The following is a 17,560-nucleotide window of genomic DNA, read 5'->3' as shown; positions in this document are numbered from 1 at the left end:
ATCTGGGGTGAAACTAATATTCATTTATTGGCTATATTTTTTTACTCGCCGAGTCGGTGCCGTATTCGCTGGATCATCAGGCCATAAATGCTTTGGATAGCGCCCTTTCATCTCTTTTTGCACCTCTTTATAACTTCCTGCCCAAAACGTGGCCAAATCTTGTGTTTTTTGGATAGGACGATGTGCTGGTGACAATAATTCCATGACAACAGGCAATTGACCATTCGCAATAATAGGGCTTTGTTGTTCGCCATAAACTTCTTGAATACGAATAGCAATCACAGGCGGCAACTCCAAATCATAATTGATAATCACTTTTGTCCCTGTCGGCGCCAAATAATGCGTTGGAAATAAGCTTTGAAGCAACTGATTTTCATGCCATGTTAATTGATTTTTAATAATCGTATTAATATCAATTTGTTGTAATGCTTTTAATGTCTGAACTTCTCCAAGTTCAGGTAAGAGCCATGTTTCTAAAGTTTCAAGTAACACAGCTTCTTCTAAATCAGGCAATAAAGCTTCTGGACACCACTTTTTCGCTAAAGAAAGACGAATAAAAAACTGTTGGGTCTCTTCACTAAGTGCTAAAGCACTTAAGCCGTTCTCTCTTAACCAATTCAATAACGCTTGTTGCATTTGCTGTTTATTGGGCTTGTCGAGTTGACGCTGACTTAAGGTTAATCGCCCTAATTGACGTTGTTGCCATGCAACTAACGTACCGCGTTTTTCATCCCATTCAACCGTGGTATTATTTTCAATAAGCTTAGGAAAGGTAGCTGATATTTCATCAATATCAATAGGCAAAGCTAATAAAATACGGACATCAGCATAATGTGCATTTTGCAGTAATAATGGCGCTAAAATCCACGGTGCATTACTCATAGATTGCGTGTCATCCATCATAGCGCCTTGCCCATTTGCTAAACGAAAACGCCCTTGATTATCACGATTTTTAGCAATCCTATCAGGAAATCCTACTGCTAATAATGAACCTAATAATTCCGAGCAAAACGTTCCTTTTCGATGTTGAGAGAGCTGTTTTTCACGTCGAGACCAAAAGGTGTTTTTTTGTTGTGCAATCCACTCTAGATTAATTTCTTGTCCTCTTGGTGGCTCTTCTAAAATTGCACATAGACGTGCGGCAGTAACAAGATGATTATCACTTTGCTCACTCGCATAATCTAAAATTGCTGCTAATCGAGGCTCAATGCCCCATTGCGCCATACGTGAACCTCGTGGTGTTAATCCACCTTGTTTATCTATCGCACCCAAACGATACAATAACTCTTTAGCGGCATGTAATGCTTGTGGTGTTGGGGTATCCAACCAGCTCAACTGATTAATATCACGACATCCCCACTGCAAAACAGAAAGCCATAACGATGATAAATCACTGCTCAATATTTCAGGCAATTGATGAGAAGCAACGCGCTCTGCTTGTTCTTGGCTTATTAAATGCCAGCAAATACCTGCCTCAAGACGCCCTGCTCGCCCAGCCCTTTGCGTTTGTGATGATTGACTAGTTCGTTGACGCAATAAGCTAGTGACACCACTTTTCAAATCAAATTGAGCACGCTTTTCAATAGCACTATCAAGGACTAAACGAATTCCTTCAATGGTAAGACTCGTTTCTGCGATATTGGTCGCAAGAACGACTTTCCGATAACCTTTCTCTGTGGGTTCAATCGCTTTTTGTTGTTCAGCTAATGAAAGCGCACCATAAAGAGGAAATAACAAAACATTGTTATCTATTTTATCTTTTAGAATGTCGGCAACACGCACGATTTCGGCACTACCCGGCAAGAAAATCAGCATGGAACCCGATTCTTGCGCAAGTAATCGTAAAGCCATAGTGGCAATTTCTTGCTCAAAGGGTTGATGTGTATTAATAGGAAAATAGACTCGTTCTACAGGATAGCTACGGCCTTCAGCGCTGATCATAGGAGCATCAGGTAATAATGCGGTGAGCTTTTGATTATCCAATGTTGCTGACATAATCAACACACGCAAATCATCACGTAATCCCATTTGTACATCGAGCAATAAAGCCAATGCTAAATCAGCCTGTAAACTGCGTTCATGAAATTCATCTAAAATCACAAGGCTTACGCCAGCCAACTCTGGATCTTGCTGTAACATACGGTTTAATACCCCTTCTGTTACCACTTCAAGTCGAGTTTTTGAGCTGACTTTGCTTTCCGCTTTCATTCGATACCCCACCGTATTGCCAACTTCTTCATTTAGCTGACTGGCTAAACGATAAGCAATACTTTTGGCAGCAATTCGTCTTGGCTCTAATAAAATTATTTTGCCATCAAAGCAATTTTGCTCCAGTAAATAAAGGGGAAGCGCCGTGGATTTACCTGCACCAGTGGGAGCATGAAGTAAAACTTGTGGGGATTGTTTTAACGCAGCAACGATTTTTTCTGTTACATCAAAGATTGGCAATAAATGCACACAGGCTCCATGATTCATTAACTTTCTTGGCTTGGCATTGTAGCATTAGCGCTTTATTAAAGGTCATATTTTCCTCGGAGTCATTATGAAATCTGAGCAACCGCTACAATCCGCCACTTTACTAAAACGATATAAGCGTTTTTTAGCAGACGTTGTCACCCCAAATGGGGAAGAATTCACGCTCCATTGCGCCAACACTGGCGCAATGACGGGATGTGCGACTCCCGGTGATACTGTTTGGTATTCCACCTCTTCAAATGCAAAAAGAAAATACCCGCACAGTTGGGAACTTACACAGACCCAAACCGATGATTGGATTTGTGTAAATACCTTAAGAGCAAACGGTATTGTTGCAGATGCCATTGAAGCAGGTGACATTCCAGAATTATCTGAATATGACGAGATAAAACGAGAAGTGAAATACGGTAGTGAGAACAGTCGTATTGACATTTTACTTAAATCAAATCATAAAGTTGACTGTTATATTGAAGTGAAGTCAGTCACCTTACTCGACAACGGTATGGGTTATTTCCCTGATGCAAAGACAGAACGTGGCCAGAAACATCTTAGAGAGTTGACCGCTATCGCAAAATTGGGTTTAAGGGCTGTCTTATTCTACGCAGTTCCCCATACTGGCATTGTGGAAGTGACTGTTGCTAAAGAGATTGACCCTAACTATGCTTCACTGCTAAAAGAAGCGAGTGATGCAGGGGTTGAAATCTTGTGTTATCGCATCAATATTAGTGAATACAATTTAACAATTGGACAGCAATTACCTTTTATTTCAAATAGTTAATTGAAACGCATGGCATTAGTTAAGCATTTTTTAACTAAAAAGGGACATTTACTTGCGTGCCTTCACACCATGAGAAAACTTATTGAAGGAATAATTGCTATCCTCGCGGGCATCTGCTATTTATAGCGCCCTATTTTTTCCCCTTCCTGTTTTGAAGGTGGGGATTATTCAGAAATGCGTATGTAGGAGAAGCATTATGCAAGAAGGGCAAAAGCGTAAAACATCGTCCATGAGCATTCTCGCTATTGCTGGCGTTGAGCCATATCAGGAAAAAGCGGGCGAAGAGTACATGAACGAAGCCCAATTAGCGCATTTTAAGCTAATACTTGAATCTTGGCGCAATCAGCTCAGGGATGAAGTCAACCGCACCGTTACTCATATGCAAGATGAGGCGGCAAACTTCCCAGATCCCGTTGACCGTGCTGCACAAGAAGAAGAATTCAGTCTTGAGCTGCGTAACCGTGATCGTGAACGTAAACTCATTAAGAAAATCGAGAAAACACTGAAAAAAGTCGAAGATGATGACTTTGGTTTCTGTGAATCTTGTGGAGTGGAAATCGGCATTCGCCGTTTAGAAGCTCGTCCTACAGCAGATTTATGTATCGACTGTAAGACATTAGCTGAAATCCGTGAAAAACAGATGGCTGGCTAATAATGAGCAAACGCCTCAGCCTAATACGTTGAGGCGTTAATCTGAATCTTTCGATGCACGAGATTACAGACTATATTGGGCGCTTTGCGCCATCGCCAACGGGTCAACTTCATTTTGGCTCATTGGTTACTGCACTTGGCAGTTATCTTCAGGCTCGCGCACACCACGGGCGTTGGCTTTTGCGCATCGATGATATCGACCCTCTTAGAGAACCTCCCGGCACTGCATCCCAAATTATTCGTACATTAGAACATTATGGTTTGTTCTGGGATGAAGAGATCCTCTATCAATCGCAACGCCATGATGCTTACCGTGAGATTTTACACACTCTTTGGAAAGAAGGTGTCTGCTATCACTGTCATTGTAGCCGTCATCGTTTACATGACTTAGGGGGTGTGTATGATAACCACTGTCGTCATCGCGAGCCACTCACAAATAATGTTACACCTTTTGATAAAGAGAGTGCATGGAGGTTGATCCAACAGCATCCTGTTTATCATTTTGAAGATGTCATTCAAGGTACATATTATTCAAAGAGTACGTCTATCGTGTTAGAAGATATGATTATTCACAGAAAAGATAACTTATTTGCGTATAATCTAGTGACGGTGATTGATGATAGTTATCAGGGTGTAACCGAAGTTGTTAGAGGTGCCGATCTACTTGATCCCACGTTGCGACAAATCAGTTTACATAAACAACTGAATTTACCTATTCCGCGTTATGCTCATTTACCTTTAGCAATAAATCATGACGGTAATAAATTATCAAAACAAAATCACGCACATGCGTTACCAGATACTGATCCAAGACCCGTCATTATCGATGCTTTACGGTTTCTTAATCAGCCTATTATTGCGGGTTGGCAAGATTATTCGTTAGCATCATTGTTAGAGATTGCGATAGCGCAGTGGTCACCTTCTGAGATTTTAAAACAAAATCATCAGCAACAAGGGTATGAATAAACCACACAAAGCATTCTCAAAAAATGTTCAGTAGGCTATGATTAGCCGCTTAATTTTTTAATTATTAGATTTTATTATTCGAGGTGTCATATTTTTAATCGAGTAGCACATTTCTGCCGTAATCTGCTAGGGCGACAAACAACGTCATCAGACACACAACCGGTAGCGAGTGAAAGGCCAGTCACTGCATCTGACCGACCAATACAAGAAACACAGAAACCTGTGCGTCGGCGTCCTGCTATATCCGCAGACCGTCCCCGTAAAAAAAAGAGTAATAAAGAAAAGGCGAACGGGAGTGATTTGCCAATGACTGTGATCCCAAGAGATCAACACCCAATTTCACGTAACGACATCAGTGATAATGCATTAAAAGTGCTTTATCGCCTAAATAACTCTGGCTTTCAGGCTTATTTAGTTGGTGGCGGTGTCCGTGACTTATTACTGGGAAAAAAACCAAAAGATTTTGATATTGCCACTAATGCAACACCTGAAGATGTACGTCGATTATTCCGTAACAGCCGTTTAGTCGGTCGTCGTTTCCGTCTTGCTCATATTATGTTTGGCCCTGAAGTGATTGAAGTTGCGACTTTTCGCGGCTCTCATGAAGATCATGAAGTTTCAGACAATAACCAATCCCAGCAAGCACAAAGCGGTATGTTACTGCGCGACAATATTTTTGGCTCAATAGAAGAAGATGCCATCCGTCGTGACTTTACATTAAACAGCCTCTATTACGGTGTTGATGATTTTGCTGTACGTGATTACGTTGGCGGTTTAGCGGATCTGAAAGCGGGTATTATTCGCTTAATTGGCGATCCTGAAACGCGCTATCGCGAAGATCCCGTCAGAATGCTTAGAGCCATTCGCTTTGCTAGTAAATTGGATATGCAAATTGCGCCAGAAACCGCAGAGCCAATTGCCAGACTTGCTCCTTTATTACGTAATATTCCATCGGCTCGTCTTTTTGAAGAATCGCTGAAATTATTACAAACGGGGCAAGGATACAAAACTTACAAGTTAATGTGTCGTCATCAATTACTTGAGCCGCTGTTTCCGCTGATTGCATCTAAAATGACAGAGCAACATGATACGCCGATGGAGAGAATGCTAGATCAAGTTCTCAAAAACACAGACTACCGCATCAATAAAGAGATGCGAGTCAATCCGGCGTTCTTATTTGCGGCGATGCTGTGGTATCCATTAATTGAACATGCCGAAAAATTAGTCCAAGAAAGTGGTCTTTCTTACTATGACTCTTTCTCTATGGCGATGAACGATATTTTAGATGAGCAATGCCGTACTATTGCGATACCAAAACGTATTACCACAACAATGCGTGATATCTGGCAATTACAGCAACGTTTGCCTAAACGCCAAGGTCGTCGTGCGAATAAATTACTTGAGCACCCTAAATTCCGTGCAGCATTCGATTTACTGGAATTACGTGCCAATGTACAACACAATCCAGAGCTTCAAGCGTTAGCGGGCTGGTGGGCTGATTTCCAAGCCTCTAACAATACGCAACAGCGCTCAATGGTCTCTGAATTAGGCCAAGCACCCGTTCGTAAACGTCCGCGTCCACGTAAACGCCCTCGTCATCCAAGTGCAAAACCAGCATCAAGACACGAGAACACCAATGAGTAAACAGAAAAAACGTGTTTATATCATTTTAGGTAGCAATTTGGATTCACCTGAAAATCAGGTGAATTCAGCGATTAAGGCAATCAGTGAGATCCCACAAACAACATTGATTGCACAATCATCTTGGTATCGTACTCGCCCAATGGGACCACAAGATCAGCCTGATTATCTTAATGTCGCTGTTGCGGTTGATACAACGTTAGCACCTGAAGAGTTGCTTAATAACACACAAGCGATTGAATTAGCGCAAGGTCGTGTTAGAAAAGAAGGCAACCGTTGGGGCCCAAGAACGCTTGATCTTGATATTATGTTATTTGGTGATGACGTGATCCAAACCGAGCGATTAACCGTACCTCATTACGGGCTTAAAGTACGTGAATTTATGCTTTATCCATTAGCGGAATTAGCACCCGACCTTCGCTTTCCCGATGGTGAGTTATTAGCAGATAGATTGGCGTTAGTGCCTGAAAATGGCATGGAAAAGTGGTAATTTCACACTAGTACGTTCTTAATGCTAAAGGTTGATACTGTAAAAAATATAAACAGTATCAGCCTATCTCTTCTCTTTTACTTTCCCTCAATTTTTCAAACACATCTCTCCTCCTCAATCTCTAAACTCTTTTATATTTATTTTTCACATATAGGCAATTGATAAATATAAATAAAAATTATCATTTATTATTTTTCATTACTCATTTAATTACTTTTTCTTCGTTTTTAGTCCTTAAATGCTACAATCGAAAGCGGCTTTATTTTGATGATCTAACATTTTCTTTAATAAACAAACAATTATGTGAAGTAATTAATTTTATCTACACACAAAAAATGACAATGATGGAGTTTGTTACAATGAAACCCACTACGCTTTCAACGCTGAACCGCTATAAGCAAGAAAAGAAAAAATTCGCCACAATCACCGCTTATGATGCAAGTTTTGCTCGCCTTTTTGCACAAGAAGGTATTCAAGCCATGCTGATTGGTGATTCATTGGGTATGACATTACAAGGCCATAATAGCACCTTGCCTGTCACCGTTGAACAAATTGCCTACCACACTCGTTGTGTAAGAGCTGGTGCGCCTAATGCTTTCTTGATTGCAGATATGCCGTTTATGTCTTACTCCACTCCTGAGCAAGCTTGTCTTAATGCCGGCATTCTGATGCAAGCAGGAGCTAATATGGTGAAGATTGAAGGTGGAAGTTGGTTAATTCCTACCGTTAAAATGCTCACTGAGCGTGCGGTTCCTGTCTGTATTCATTTAGGTCTAACACCACAATCTGTCAACGTCTTTGGAGGTTATAAAATCCAAGGTAGAGAGCACGATGAAGCCGAGCAATTGAAGCAAGATGCCATCGCCCTTGAAAATGCGGGTGCTCAATTGGCGGTATTGGAATGTGTTCCTGTTACTCTGGCTAAAACAATTACAGACGCATTAACGATGCCTGTTATTGGTATTGGGGCAGGTAATGTCACAGATGGGCAAATTCTTGTTATGCATGATTTATTAGGCTTAACCCCTCAAGCCCCTAAGTTTTCAAAAGACTTTTTACAAGAAGCAGGCTCCTTAAAAGGTGCGGTTAGTCTTTATGTTCAACAAGTTGAACAAGGCCTGTTTCCAGAAGAAAAACATTCATTTAACTGATTTATTATCTTAATTATCAATATTGTTTAAAGGAGTCACGCCGTGCTAATTATTGAAACTACGCTTATCTTACGCAGAGAAATCAAGCGATTAAAGCAAGAAGGTAAACGCATTGCATTGGTTCCAACGATGGGTAATCTGCATGAAGGTCACCTAAAATTAATTGAAGAAGCGCGTATTCACGCAGATGTTGTGATCACATCTATTTTTGTTAACCCACTTCAATTTGATAGAGAAGCGGATTTAGCAAATTATCCTCGTACTTTACAAGAAGATTGCGAGTTACTGCGTGATAAACATGTCGATATTATCTTTGCGCCTTCAGCAAAAGAAATGTATCCACACGGTATGGAAAATCAAACTACTGTTGATGTTCCTGTATTATCTACCGTATTAGAAGGCGCAAGCCGTCCTGGTCATTTCCGTGGTGTCACGACAGTTGTCAGTAAGCTTTTTAACCTTGTACAACCTGATGTTGCGATGTTCGGTGAAAAAGACTTCCAACAACTGCAAATTATCAAAAAGATGGTAAGCGATTTATGTATGGATATCAGCATCGTTCCTGTTGCTATCGTACGTGACAAAAATGGTTTAGCGCTCAGTTCGCGCAATCGTCTATTATCTGATAACGAAAAACAACAAGCCCCTACACTTTATCAAGCGATGCAAGAAATTGCAGAACAACTAAAGTCGGGTAATCATGATGTTAATCAGCTACTGCAAAATGCAAAAAACACCTTAGAGCAGCAAGGTTTTCGTGCAGATGACTGCTTTATTTGTGATGCGGATACACTCACACCATTAAATGAAGAGAGCCATCGGGCTGTGATTTTAATGGCTGCATGGCTAGGTAATACACGCTTGATTGATAACCAGCAAGTTAACCTTGTTTAATATTCATTATTAGAAAAATAGGAAACACAACAATGCTACGCACTATGTTACAAGGCAAACTTCATCGCGTAAAAGTCACACAAGCTGATCTTCACTATGAAGGCTCTTGCGCAATTGATCAGGATTTTATGGATGCCGCAGGCATTCTTGAAAATGAAGCGATTGATATTTATAACGTTGATAATGGTGAGCGTTTTTCAACCTATGCCATTTGTGCCGAAAGAGGCTCTCGGATTATTTCAGTCAATGGAGCAGCTGCGCGTCGTGCCGCCGTTGGTGATCGCTTAATTATTTGTTCTTATGTGCAAATTCCTGATAGTGATGCGCGTAGCCATAAACCTAATATTGCTTATTTTGAAGATAACAACGAGATGAAACGTATTGCAAAAGCGGTTCCTGTTCAAGTTGCTTAATCAATAAGAAATAACACATTTCCCCATAAACAGAGGTTCCCTGTTTATGGGGAATTATCACCTGAATAACAAATAATCTATTATTATTATTTGCTTGTCACGATTCACCACGACAAAAACGAGACATAAGATTCAAAACCGTGTTTCTTCTCCATTTTTCCTCGCTTATCTTTCTGTAGCTTGTTATAAATCATATAAGTATTGTCTGACTACTCTCTGACTAATAAAAAATTATGATAAAAGTTGCTTTAGTAGATGATCACATTGTTGTGCGTTCTGGATTTGCACAGCTCTTAATGTTAGAACCCGATATTCATATCGTGGGTGAATATTCTAATGGGCAAGAAGCATGGCCTTATTTAGCACATGATGATATTGATGTTGCTGTGATGGATCTCTCTATGCCTGGCGAAAGTGGTCTACAACTCCAAAGTCGCTTAAAACAAAAGCGCCCTGATTTTCGTACCATTATTTTAAGTATCTACGATACGCCCGCTTTTGTTCAAAGTGCATTAGATTCGGGCGCTCGCGGTTATTTAACAAAACGCTGTGGCCCTGAAGAGTTAGTACAAGCCGTACGCGCTGTACATCAAGGTGGCTGTTATCTTTGTTCTGATGCAATGAAAGCGTTACGACAAACACCCGAAAAAGAAGATGCATTACATACGTTAACACCTCGAGAAAGAGAGATTTTCAATCTTTTAGTTCAAGGCGTTAATGTCAAAACAATTGCGGTACAACTTAACCTTAGCCACAAAACCGTTCACGTTCATCGAGCCAATGTACTTGGTAAATTAAGCTGTGAAACCACTATCGATCTGGTTCATTTCGCCTTAAAAAATCAATTGATTACAGGCTCGCTGTAAAATGAAAAGGGGACTGCGTTTTTTTCTTCAATCCCTCTTTTTATTACTCACCTACTCTTTACTTTGGCTATCACTTTGGTTGATTGGATTCTATTTAAGTAAAAACGGGCAACAAGCCGCCCTTTTCTTACCTCAAGGTCTACGATTAGCCCTAATAATTTTACTTTGGCGGCGTTTTTGGTTACCGATGTTATTTGCCGAATGGGGGCTTTATTACTGGTTAGCGCAAGAGCAATTAATTACCCACGCCATTATTTATCTCTCACCAATACTAAGCCTTATTATCGCGTTAGAAGTTCAGCGTATTTGGTGGCGATATCCTCTTTATTGGCAACGCCTAACCCTATTAATTAGTGCCGTTGGCTTTAATAGCCTGCTACAAGCCTTTATTCTTGGTTTTGTAATTAATACCACCAGCGGTATTTTCCTGACATCCGTTACTGGTGGAATATTACTCGCCCCTTTTGTTTTTTTACTTTATGAATATCTACGCGAATTACAAAGTCGCACTTTAGTCTCTGACGGCACACTCGATCCGCCATTAAGAACCTCCTTACTCATGTGGGGATTTCTATTTTGCCTTATCGGATTAAGTGCACAGTTTTTCTTAACACCCGAAATAGAACGCTTATTAGTTATTCTTGTTTTTATCCCTAATGTATTTATGGCGTATCGTTATGGCTGGCAAGGCGGCGTATTATCCGCAATATTAGGTAGTTTAATTATTACCTTTGCTCGACAAGTTAATGGCGCGTTTAATGACTTACGTGAGTTAGAAATGTTTTTAACTACGCAAGCTATTATTGGCATTGGTTTAGGGATAGCAATAAGCCGTCAACAGCAATTAGCCCATAATTTACGTCACTATCGATTACGCTTAGAGCAAGAACTTCAAGCTAGACGCGAACTAATGGAGCAACTTGTTCACACCGAAGAAGATGTGAAAAAAGCCATTGCTCGTGAATTACATGATGAGATTGGGCAAAATATTACAGCCATCCAAATTCAATCAATGTTAGTAAAAAAGATGGCTGATAACGATAAAACGCGCCAAACAGGGGAACAAATCGAACGGCTTGCACTGCAAATTCATCAATCTACACGTCAACTACTCCGACAATTACGTCCGCCTGTTTTAGAAGAAATGTCGCTTGAAAAAGCCCTTCACCATTTAATTAATGAGTTTGCTTTTAATGACAACGGCATCATCTGTAATTTTAATTACTCGTTAGATAAAGAGCCTGAAAACGAAACTATTATTTTTACCCTCTACCGTTTAGTACAAGAGCTGTTAAACAACATTAGTAAACACGCCAACGCGACCTATATCCAAATCTCACTGACTCAAAACCAAAATCGATTACGACTGATGATTAGTGATAATGGTATTGGCATGTTACCCACATCATTATCAGCACAACAAAGTAGTGGCTTTGGATTACGCGGGATTGAAGAACGCATTCGCGCTTTAGGTGGAGAATGGGAAGTGGTAAATCATCACGGTACGAAAATAATTGTTAACTTACCCACAAATTCAAAAGAAAACAGTGAAAACTAAGAATAAGTCTTAGTCATCTACAACCTTATCTCATTCTTTTTCGCGACATTTTTTTTACATTTGCAACATCAAAGAGGATGTTATGTCAGGTAAAAATTCGGCATCAATAAATAAGACCTATAACTTTTGGCGCAAAAATTTAATGCTGTCGATGATTATTGGTTATGCCACCTTCTACCTCACACGTAAAAGCGTCAACTTTGTGATGCCCGTTATGCAAGTTGAATTGAATTTAGATAAAGGAGATATCGGTTGGATAGCCAGCCTTTTTTATCTCACTTACGGTTTATCTAAATTTGTTTCTGGTATTTTCCACGATAAGTGGGGATACCGCTGGTTTATGGGTGTGGGATTAGTAATGACAGGCATTATGAATATTATCTTTGCCTATTGTCTTTCGTTTCCTGCACTGCTTTTGGTCTGGGCACTAAATGGTTTCTTTCAAGGCTTTGGATGGCCACCTTGTGCAAGGTTGTTAACACACTGGTATTCACGCAATGAACGTGGCTTCTGGTGGGGATTATGGAATATCTCAATCAACCTTGGCGGGATGAGTCTTCCCATTTTAACTGCGTGGCTAGCGACGCATTATAGTTGGCAAGTCGCACTACTTGTTCCCGGTATTATCGGTATCATCGTCGGGCTATGGTTGTGTGTACGATTAAAAGGGACTCCCGCAGAGGAAGGACTTCCTACTGTGGGTGTATGGCGGCGCGATGTGTTTGAATTACGTCAAGAACAAGCCTCTCCGCCTAAACCTATGCTAACTATTTTGAAAGAGAGCATTTTATTTAACCGAATGATTTGGTTGCTGGGTTTTTCTTATATTTTAGTTTATCTCATACGTATGGCGATAAACGATTGGGGAAATATCTGGTTATCAGAGACACATGGCGCCAATTTATTAAGTGCAAATGCCATTCTTTCTTTGTTTGAAGTAGGTGGCTTGCTCGGGGCGTTATGTTCAGGCTGGGGCTCGGATTTATTATTCCGCGGCCAACGAGCACCAATGATATTGCTGTTTTCACTCGGGCTTTTTACCGCAGTAACAGCACTTTGGTTAATTCCAATTCATCATTATGCGTTACTCGCAGCCTGTTTTTTTAGTATCGGTTTTTTTGTGTTCGGACCACAGATGTTAATCGGGCTTGCTGCAACAGAATATTGCCATAAAAACGCAGCAGGCACGGTAACTGGCTACTTGGGATTGTATGCCTATTTAGGGGCGGCAATGGCAGGTTGGCCATTAAGTCAGGTCATGGCGCATTATGGTTGGACTGGGATGTTTGTATTATTAACCAGTGCTGCGGCCTTAATGGGACTCTTACTAATGCCGTTGTTGATTGCTGATGTTAGCAAACAAGAGCATTCAGTTGGTCCACTTTCATTTTCCGATGACGACACATTTAAAAGGTTCTGAACATGAAATTGAAAACCCTCTCTACACTCGTTGCTGCTGGTCTGGCTCTTTCTGCGGTTAGCTTATCAACAAATGCGGCTGGTCGCTTAGTCGTTTACTGTAGTGCGACAAATGCGATGTGTGAAGCTGAAACAAAAGCCTTCGCCGAAAAGTATGATGTTAAAACTACCTTCGTTCGTAATGGTTCAGGGAGTACTTTAGCTAAAATTGAAGCTGAAAAACGTAATCCACAAGCTGACGTTTGGTATGGCGGTACAATGGATCCTCACTCACAAGCGGGTGAAATGGATCTGCTAGAGCCTTACGTTTCTCCTAATCTCGATCAGATCATGCCACAATTTCGTGATCCAGCTAAACGCAAAGGAAACTACTCTTCTGCGGTCTATGTCGGTATTTTAGGTTTTGGCGTCAACAAAGATCGCTTAAAAGAAAAAGGCATTGCTATTCCAACCTGCTGGAAAGATTTAATTAAGCCTGAATACAAAGGCGAAATTCAAATTGCTGATCCACAAAGCTCAGGTACGGCTTACACTGCACTGGCAACCTTTGATCAATTATGGGGCACTGAACAAGCCTTTGATTACCTGAAGAAAATCAATACAAATATCTCTCAATACACCAAATCAGGTATTGCCCCAGCACGAAATGCAGCCCGTGGTGAAGCTGCCATTGGTATTGGTTTCCTACATGATTACTCATTAGAAGTTGAAAATGGCGCCCCACTTGAATTGATCTCACCTTGTGAAGGTACAGGGTATGAAATCGGTGGTGTCAGTATCATTAAAAATGCCCGCAATATGGATAACGCAAAATTATTCGTAGATTGGACACTCTCAAAAGAAGCTCAGGAAATTAGCTGGAAAGAAGGTAAATCTTACCAAATTCTAACCAATACCTCGGCTGAATCTTCACCAATGGCACTGAAATTATCAGACTTAAAACTCATTAACTACGACATGGATAAATATGGCGATAGTGAAGTACGTAAGGAACTGATTAATAAGTGGGTTACCGAAGTAAAAATGGGTAAATAGCCCATTAACAGAGCGAGATAACCTCTCGCTCTCTTTTTCTCATAATAATAAATACATTTACTCTCGGGGGATTTATGTCTCACACACTCGCTTTACCTGAAAAAAAGAGGCGGGATCCCATATTTTTATGGATCCTAATTGCATGGATGGCATTTGCGTTACTGCCATCATGGAGCCTTGACTACGGTCTTTTAGACTCAACAGCAGATGAATTGCTCACCTCTTATGGCTGGAGTAGCCTAAATATCAGTTGGCTTTGGTTTTTATTACCGAGTTTACTGCTATTTCGCCCATTAACTGCTCCTAAACGTGAAAATCGCTCTCGCCACTATTTTGATGCGGGTTTTGCCCTATTTTGTGCATTTATTACGATAGTCAGTGCAACCCTTGAAGGACGTGGCTTAGGTTATTCTGCGATCATCCTCTTTATTTCTCTGGGAATGATCATGAAAACCGCCTTAACACGCCTTGAATGGCTGGGCGGTGATAGCTTTGTTATCGGCTCTTTGATAACTGTTGTTGCATTGATTGGCGCCTTTATTATCTTCCCTAGTATCGCTATTTTTATTCCGATGTTTAAAGATAGCGCGGGCAATTTTGCACCTTTTGAGTTTATCGCGATTTTAAGCCAAGCCCATATAGTGCAAGTGATGCTTAACTCAATTGTGCTTTCTATTGCTGTGGGGATAGGTTGTACTTTCTTTGGTTTAATACTGGCCATTTATACGTCACGTATTGCAGTGCGCTCTGCCATTATCGGCCGTGTGTTTTCTATCTTACCTATTGTTACACCACCTTTTGTTGTCGGTTTAGGGGTGACGTTAATGATGGGACGTTCGGGTTATGTGACAGAGTTTCTTGCCACTTACGCAGGACTTGAAAATACCAACTGGTTATATGGCTTTACAGGGATTTGGTTGGCGCAAGTGCTCGCCTTTACCCCTATGTCATTTATGATTTTAGATGGCGCAATTAAAACCATTCATCCTTCATTAGAAGAAGCCTCTTACACCTTAAGAGCAAACCGTTATCAAACTTTCTTTAACGTCTTTATGCCGTTGCTTAAACCTGCGTTAGCCAATGCGTTTTTAATTGTAATTGTGCAATCTCTTGCTGACTTTAGTAATCCGTTAGTTTTAGGAGGCAACTTTGACGTTATCGCTACACAAATTTATTTCTATATCACAGGCTCTCAGCTTGATTATCAATCAGCCAGTACATTGGGTGCATCACTGTTAGTTTTCTCACTATTAGTGTTCTGTGTGCAGTATATGTGGATTGGTAAACGCTCTTACGTCACGGTATCAGGTAAATCTTATCGCGGTGATGTTCAACCTCTTCCATCGTCACTGATCGCATTTGTGACTACTGTTTTAGGTATTTGGGTTGTCTTTAATATCCTGCTCTATGGCAGTATTTTCTACGGTAGCTTTACCGTTAACTGGGGAGTTGATTACACCTTAACACTCGATAACTTTATCAAATTATTTGGTCAAGGAATGAGTGACGGTGCATGGCCTTCATTATTAGATACCTTGTTATATGCCGGTATCGCCGCGCCGATCACGGCAATCCTCGGACTATTAATTGCCTATATCGTGGTGCGCCAAGACTTCAAAGGTAAAAAAAGTATCGAGTTCACAACCATGCTTTGTTTTGCCGTACCAGGAACCGTCGCAGGTGTCTCTTATATTCTTGCGTTTAACGACTCGCCTTTCTATTTAACGGGAACGGCGGCAATTGTGATTATCTCTATGACAATGCGTAACGTGCCTGTGGGAATACGTGCAGGTATTGCGGGATTAGGACAAATTGATAAATCGCTTGATGAAGCTTCTCTAAGTTTAAGAGCGAACTCAATGAGAACCATTTTCTATGTGCTGTTACCGTTATTACGCCCTGCTATTTTATCTGCACTGATTTATAGCTTTGTGCGTGCGATAACGACAGTCAGTGCCATCGTTTTCCTTGTTACACCAGATACACGCGTTGCAACCGCTTATATTTTAAACCGCGTTGAAGATGGTGAATACGGCGTCGCAATTGCCTACGGCTCGATTTTAATCGTCGTGATGTTGGCAATTATTTTCTTATTTGACTATTTGATTGGCGAAGCCCGTGTTTCACGCTCTAAAGCCAAAAATGCACAGTAATACGGAGTATAAATCATGACACAACAACATTTCGTTGAACTGAAAAATGTAATTAAGCGTTTTGGCACTAACACGGTGATTGAAGATCTCAGTTTGTCTATTCCACAAGGCAAAATGGTTTCATTATTAGGGCCTTCAGGTTGCGGTAAAACAACAGTATTACGTTTAGTGGCAGGGTTAGAAAAACCAACAGAAGGCAAAATTTTTATCGATGGCGAAGATGTTACCGACCGTTCGATCCAGCAACGCGACATCTGTATGGTGTTTCAGTCTTATGCCCTTTTCCCTCATATGTCGTTGGGCGAAAATATTGGCTATGGCTTAAAAATGCTGGGGCGCCCTAAGGCTGAAATTAAACAACGTGTTTCTGAAGCCTTAGAGCTGGTGGATTTAGCAGGCTTTGAAGACCGTTTTGTTGACCAAATTTCAGGTGGTCAACAACAACGTGTTGCATTAGCTCGCGCCTTAATTTTGAAACCTAAAGTTCTACTTTTTGATGAACCATTGAGTAACCTTGATGCTAACTTACGTCGTAGTATGAGAGAGAAAATTCGTGAATTACAACAACAGTTTAATATCACGTCTCTTTATGTCACTCATGACCAAAGTGAAGCATTTGCCGTTTCTGATATGGTTTTAGTGATGAATAAAGGCAAGATAATGCAATTAGGTTCACCACAAAATCTTTATCGCCAACCCGCGTCTGAATTTATGGCAAGCTTTATGGGAGATGCAAACTTATTCCCAGCCACATTGGGCGCTGATTATGTTGATATCTTCCAATATCGCCTACCGAAACCAGATACATTTAATACGACTAAAACCGAAGTTAGAGTTGGAGTTAGACCAGAAGCGATTACCTTATCTCAACAAGGCGATGTCTGTCAGCAATGTAAAATAGTGCATGTGGCTTACATGGGACCACAATATGAAGTCACGGTAGAATGGCAAAATCAAACCTTGCTATTACAAGTCAATGCCACACAGCTTCAGCCGAATGTAGGTGACAGTTATTATCTACAAATTCACCCTTATGGCATGTTTATCCTAGAATAAGCGTCTTTATCTTA

General features: G+C 40.7%; 15 protein-coding genes. 14 read left to right on the top strand and 1 reads right to left on the bottom strand.

All coding sequences use genetic code 11. The features are described from left to right. Positions 1-24: 24 nt before the first annotated feature. Entirely contained in the window at positions 25-2,457 is a 2,433-nt protein-coding gene (gene hrpB / locus ACWPWK_RS14200; protein WP_109372065.1) for an ATP-dependent helicase HrpB, read from the bottom strand. An 85-nt stretch (positions 2,458-2,542) separates the two neighbouring features. Between hrpB and sfsA the strand changes: the two genes are divergently transcribed. The 14 genes from sfsA (at position 2,543) to fbpC (ending at position 17,546) form a co-directional block, all read left to right on the top strand. Further along, the gene (sfsA, locus tag ACWPWK_RS14195; RefSeq protein ID WP_454209126.1) at positions 2,543-3,253 is read left to right on the top strand and encodes a DNA/RNA nuclease SfsA; all 711 of its coding nucleotides are present in this window, start codon (positions 2,543-2,545) and stop codon (positions 3,251-3,253) included. Between the two features lie 196 nt (positions 3,254-3,449). Beyond that, the gene (gene dksA / locus ACWPWK_RS14190) at positions 3,450-3,905 is read left to right on the top strand and encodes an RNA polymerase-binding protein DksA (RefSeq protein WP_023580786.1); all 456 of its coding nucleotides are present in this window, start codon (positions 3,450-3,452) and stop codon (positions 3,903-3,905) included. 53 nt (positions 3,906-3,958) lie between these two features. Further along, positions 3,959-4,870: a tRNA glutamyl-Q(34) synthetase GluQRS gene (gene gluQRS, locus ACWPWK_RS14185; protein ID WP_109371564.1), complete on the top strand. Its 912-nt coding sequence runs from the start codon at positions 3,959-3,961 to the stop codon at positions 4,868-4,870. Between the two features lie 90 nt (positions 4,871-4,960). After that, positions 4,961-6,514: a polynucleotide adenylyltransferase PcnB gene (pcnB, locus tag ACWPWK_RS14180; protein WP_406588703.1), complete on the top strand. Its 1,554-nt coding sequence runs from the start codon at positions 4,961-4,963 to the stop codon at positions 6,512-6,514. Next, a complete protein-coding gene (gene folK, locus ACWPWK_RS14175; RefSeq protein WP_109371568.1) occupies positions 6,507-7,001 on the top strand; it encodes a 2-amino-4-hydroxy-6-hydroxymethyldihydropteridine diphosphokinase in 495 nt (164 codons plus the stop codon). The genes pcnB and folK overlap by 8 nt, the downstream gene beginning before the upstream one ends. 359 nt (positions 7,002-7,360) lie before the next feature. Further along, a complete protein-coding gene (gene panB / locus ACWPWK_RS14170) occupies positions 7,361-8,152 on the top strand; it encodes a 3-methyl-2-oxobutanoate hydroxymethyltransferase (protein WP_109371570.1) in 792 nt (263 codons plus the stop codon). A 42-nt stretch (positions 8,153-8,194) separates the two neighbouring features. Beyond that, on the top strand, positions 8,195-9,046 hold the full coding sequence (gene panC / locus ACWPWK_RS14165; protein WP_109371572.1) for a pantoate--beta-alanine ligase: 852 nt from the start codon (positions 8,195-8,197) through the stop codon (positions 9,044-9,046). A gap of 32 nt (positions 9,047-9,078) precedes the next feature. Beyond that, positions 9,079-9,459 (top strand): aspartate 1-decarboxylase, encoded by a 381-nt coding sequence (gene panD, locus ACWPWK_RS14160; RefSeq protein ID WP_064719124.1) that lies wholly within the window; start codon positions 9,079-9,081, stop codon positions 9,457-9,459. A 233-nt stretch (positions 9,460-9,692) separates the two neighbouring features. Next, entirely contained in the window at positions 9,693-10,325 is a 633-nt protein-coding gene (locus ACWPWK_RS14155; protein ID WP_109371574.1) for a response regulator transcription factor, read from the top strand. A gap of 1 nt (position 10,326) precedes the next feature. Then, positions 10,327-11,883, top strand: coding sequence for an MASE1 domain-containing sensor histidine kinase (locus ACWPWK_RS14150; protein ID WP_109371576.1), 1,557 nt, complete (start codon positions 10,327-10,329; stop codon positions 11,881-11,883). A gap of 67 nt (positions 11,884-11,950) precedes the next feature. Beyond that, positions 11,951-13,303, top strand: a complete 1,353-nt coding sequence (gene uhpC / locus ACWPWK_RS14145; protein ID WP_279629296.1) for an MFS transporter family glucose-6-phosphate receptor UhpC — start codon at positions 11,951-11,953, stop codon at positions 13,301-13,303. Between the two features lie 2 nt (positions 13,304-13,305). After that, a complete protein-coding gene (locus tag ACWPWK_RS14140; RefSeq protein ID WP_069368510.1) occupies positions 13,306-14,337 on the top strand; it encodes an ABC transporter substrate-binding protein in 1,032 nt (343 codons plus the stop codon). Positions 14,338-14,411: 74 nt separating this feature from the next. Next, on the top strand, positions 14,412-16,490 hold the full coding sequence (locus ACWPWK_RS14135; RefSeq protein WP_109371580.1) for an ABC transporter permease: 2,079 nt from the start codon (positions 14,412-14,414) through the stop codon (positions 16,488-16,490). Positions 16,491-16,505: 15 nt separating this feature from the next. Further along, a complete protein-coding gene (fbpC, locus tag ACWPWK_RS14130) occupies positions 16,506-17,546 on the top strand; it encodes a ferric ABC transporter ATP-binding protein (RefSeq protein WP_109371582.1) in 1,041 nt (346 codons plus the stop codon). Positions 17,547-17,560: the final 14 nt, after the last annotated feature.

This window comes from Proteus sp. Marseille-Q3619 (assembly GCF_965283115.1).
The sequence above is the reverse complement of the archived record's forward strand: the minus strand, read 5'-3'. Positions and strand labels throughout refer to the sequence as shown.